This is a genomic window from Bacillus sp. AFS029637, from assembly GCF_002584985.1.
GTDB lineage: Bacteria > Bacillota > Bacilli > Bacillales > Bacillaceae_G > Bacillus_A.
This window is the reverse complement of the sequence record NZ_NUPZ01000089.1, coordinates 1-1,305: the sequence shown is the minus strand read 5'-3', so window position 1 is coordinate 1,305 and position 1,305 is coordinate 1. Positions and strand designations below refer to the sequence as shown.

The window sequence follows — 1,305 nt, the reverse complement described above, 5'->3', positions numbered from 1 at the left end:
CGATAGTGACTCTTATTCTGACTCTGACTCTGATTCTGATTCTGGTTCCGACTCTGATTCTGATTCCGATTCTGATAGCGACAGTGATTCTGATTCCGATTCTGATAGCGACAGTGATTCTGATTCTGACAGCGACTCTGATTCCGATTCTGATTCCGACTCTGACTCTGATTCCGACTCTGATTCTGATTCCGACTCTGATTCCGATTCCGATTCCGACTCTGATTCTGATTCTGATTCCGATTCCGACTCTGATTCTGACTCTGATTCTGATAGTGACTCTGATTCTGACTCTGATTCTGATTCCGATAGTGACTCTGATTCCGATTCTGATTCCGATTCTGATAGCGATTCTGATAGCGATTCCGATTCCGATTCCGATTCTGACTCTGATTCCGATTCCGATAGCGACTCTGATTCCGACTCTGATTCTGATTCCGATTCTGACAGTGACTCTGATTCCGACTCTGACTCCGATAGCGATTCTGACTCTGATTCTGACTCTGATTCTGACAGTGACTCTGATAGCGACAGCGACTCTGATTCCGATAGCGACTCTGATTCTGATTCCGATAGTGACTCTGATTCCGATTCCGATAGTGACTCTGATTCCGATAGCGACTCTGACTCTGATTCTGATAGCGACTCTGATTCCGATTCCGACTCTGATTCTGATAGCGACAGTGATTCCGACTCTGATTCCGATAGCGACTCTGACTCTGATTCCGATTCTGACTCTGATTCCGATAGTGACTCTGACTCTGACTCTGATTCCGATTCTGATAGCGACTCTGATTCTGACTCTGATTCCGATTCTGATAGCGACTCTGATTCCGATAGCGATTCTGATTCTGACTCTGACTCTGATAGCGACAGTGACTCTGATTCCGATAGCGACTCTGATTCCGATTCCGACTCTGATTCTGATAGCGACAGTGACTCTGATTCCGATTCCGATTCTGATAGCGACTCTGATAGCGACAGCGACTCTGATTCCGACAGCGACTCTGACAGCGATTCTGATTCCGATAGTGATTCCGACTCTGATTCCGATTCTGATTCCGATTCCGATTCCGATTCTGATAGCGACAGTGATTCTGATTCTGATTCCGATTCCGATTCTGATAGCGACAGTGATTCTGATTCCGATAGTGACTCTGATTCTGACAGCGACTCTGATTCCGATTCTGACTCTGATTCCGATTCTGATTCCGATTCTGATTCCGACTCTGACTCTGACTCTGACTCTGATTCCGACTCTGATTCTGATTCCGACTCTGATTCCGATTCCGACTCTGATTCTGA

1 protein-coding gene is annotated in these 1,305 nt (G+C 46.1%); it reads left to right on the top strand.

The window, feature by feature from the left end; genetic code table 11:
- On the top strand, positions 1–1,305 hold a 1,305-nt coding region (locus COE49_RS27795; protein ID WP_176551494.1), incomplete at both ends, for an MSCRAMM family adhesin SdrF.